At 71.2% G+C, this 2,275-nt stretch carries 3 protein-coding genes and 1 pseudogene; 2 read left to right on the top strand and 2 right to left on the bottom strand.

The genetic code is table 11. The features are described from left to right. Both OOT08_RS07620 and OOT08_RS07615 read right to left on the bottom strand, forming a co-directional pair. Positions 1–375 (bottom strand): MGMT family protein, encoded by a 375-nt coding sequence (locus OOT08_RS07620; RefSeq protein WP_325091999.1) that lies wholly within the window; start codon positions 373–375, stop codon positions 1–3. A gap of 26 nt (positions 376–401) precedes the next feature. Further along, entirely contained in the window at positions 402–1,124 is a 723-nt protein-coding gene (locus tag OOT08_RS07615; protein WP_325091998.1) for a VIT1/CCC1 transporter family protein, read from the bottom strand. Between the two features lie 247 nt (positions 1,125–1,371). Here OOT08_RS07615 and OOT08_RS07610 point away from each other — a divergent pair, with 247 nt between their 5' ends. Next, entirely contained in the window at positions 1,372–1,773 is a 402-nt protein-coding gene (locus OOT08_RS07610) for an SHOCT domain-containing protein (protein WP_325091997.1), read from the top strand. 135 nt (positions 1,774–1,908) lie between these two features. Continuing rightward, positions 1,909–2,275 (top strand): annotated as a pseudogene (locus OOT08_RS07605) (hypothetical protein); the annotation flags it as partial.

The raw sequence follows: 2,275 nt of genomic DNA, 5'->3' as shown, positions 1-2,275 counted from the left end.
TCAGCCCCGAATCGACGGCGGCAGGGGCGGCAGCTCCGCAGCGAAGGGCGCCCCCGGATCGTCCGTGTCGGGGACGAAGCGTGCCTCGCGCAGGACGACGCGGTAGCTCTCCGCGCCCGGTGCCCAGCGCAGCGGGGTGCCCTCGGCGCGGTACGCCGCCAGCGCCTCCGCCTCGTGCCCGGCCGGGGGCTTCCCGGAAGCCGGGATGACGCGCCACCAGTGCGTCGTGTGCCCGTGGTGGGCCAGGACCTTGCCGACGGCGCGCGGCGCGCGGGACCCCATCGCCTCCGCGACCCCGCCGTAGGTCATGACGCGGCCCGGCGGGATCTCGGCGACCACGGCGAGCACGGTCGCGACAAAGTCCTCAGCGTTCATGCCTCAAGTGTAGGCAACGGCCGCGATCACGCCCCGTCGACGCCCATCAGCATGCCGATCGTGTAGGTGGCCGCGACGGCGATGCCGCCGAAGAGGAGCTGGCGGAGGGCGCCCTTGAGCCAATTGCGCTTCGTGAAGGTCGCCGCGATGGCACCCGCGATGAGGAGCCCGGCCCCGCCGAAGAGCAGGCCGATCCAGAGCTCGCCGAAACCGAGCAGGAAGGGGATGATCGGCACGAGCGCGCCGAGCGAAAAGAAGACGAAGGAGGAGATCGCGGCCACCCAGGGGGAGGGCTTCTCGTCGGGGTTCAGGCCCAACTCGTGCGTGAGGTGCACGCGGAGGGCGTTCTCGTCGTTCGTGTGCACCTGCGAGGCGGCGAGCTCCGCGACCTCGGCCTGCATACCGAACTCCGTGAAGAGCACCGCGAGCTCCGCGCGTTCCCCGTCGGGGTTGCGGGCGAGGGCGTCGCGCTCGGTGCGCACCTCGGAATCGAGCTGCTCGTTCTGGGTGCGCACGGAGGTGTACTCGCCGAGCGCCATCGACAGGGCCCCGGCGATCAGGCCGGACAGGCCGGTGAGGACCACGATGTGCGGGGAGGCCCCGGCCGCGGCGATGCCGGTGATGAGGCCGATGTTCGAGACCAGGCCGTCCATCGCGCCGAAGACGGAGGCGCGGAGCCAGCCGGAGGAGACATCGGCGTGGGAGTGGTCGTAGTCGTGCGGGCGGGCAACGTTCGGGGTGTCGGTCACGGGTTCCTTCTCAGTGGCGGTGTGGCCGCCGGTGGCTTCCGGGCGCTCTGCGAAACGCCCACAACCGAATCTAACAACCGCCCATTCGTGAGAGGAAGACCCAAGTCAATGCTCGACGCCCCGAACTTCTCCCGCGGGCGCGCGGAAACTGAAACTCGCTGGACCCTGGGCTCCGGGACCGAATCCGCATACGATGTGACCAGCGGGGAACGATCTGTCCCCGGTTCATCGCAACACTGGGGGAAACATGACCTTCTGGGAAACGCTCTGGTCGATCTTTACGATCTTTGTCTTCATCGCGTACCTGATGCTGATGTTCTCGATCGTGCAGGACCTGTTCCGCGATCGCGAGCTCAACGGCTGGTGGAAGGCGATCTGGTTCGTTGCGCTGATCTTCATCCCCGTCCTCACCGCGCTGGTCTACGTGATCGCCCGCGGCGGCGGCATGGCCGAGCGGAGCCACCGCGTCGCGGTGCAGACCGAGCAGGCCGCGAAGAGCTACATCCGCGAGGCCGCTGGCACGTCGCCCGCCGAGCAGATCGCCTCCGCCGCGCAGCTGCTCCAGGCCGGCACGATCACCGAGGACGAGTTCGCCCGCCTGAAGGCGCACGCGATGAGCTCGACGACCTCGGGCAGCCACGCGGCCTAAGCGCCGACTCCCGGCCTCCCCGGACGCACGGCGTCCGGGGAGGCCGCTGTTCTGGGCGCGCCGCCCGGGTCACACGCCCCGGCGCGCCGTTTTCGCCGTGTGTTCCGCCCGCGCAAGCGGGCCGTGAGGAATCCGATGCCGTCTGCCACCGTCGAGCCGAAGCCGCGTCCGCGCGGCGGCTCGCTCACCCTGTCCCTGCTCCTCGGCGGGGCGCTCGTTTTCGGCACGGCCGTCCCCGCCCTCGCCGCCCCGGAGACGGGGGCATCGGAGCGCCCGGTACCCGCGGCTGAGACCTCCGGGGCTGAGGAACTCGCACCCGCGGGGCCGACCCTCGGCACCGCGGTGCCCGGTTCCGCGGTGCCCGAGACCGAGCCGAGCCCCGAGACCGAGCCGAGCTCCGAGACCGAGCCGAGCCCCGAGACCGAGCCGAGCTCCGAGACCGAGCCGAGCCCCGGAGCCGAGCCGGGAGAGGACGCCTCGGGCGACCCCTCCGAGAACGAGG

Source organism: Leucobacter sp. M11 (assembly GCF_035726885.1).
Classification (GTDB): Bacteria; Actinomycetota; Actinomycetes; order Actinomycetales; family Microbacteriaceae; genus JAPFRB01.
The sequence above is the reverse complement of the archived record's forward strand: the minus strand, read 5'-3'. Positions and strand labels throughout refer to the sequence as shown.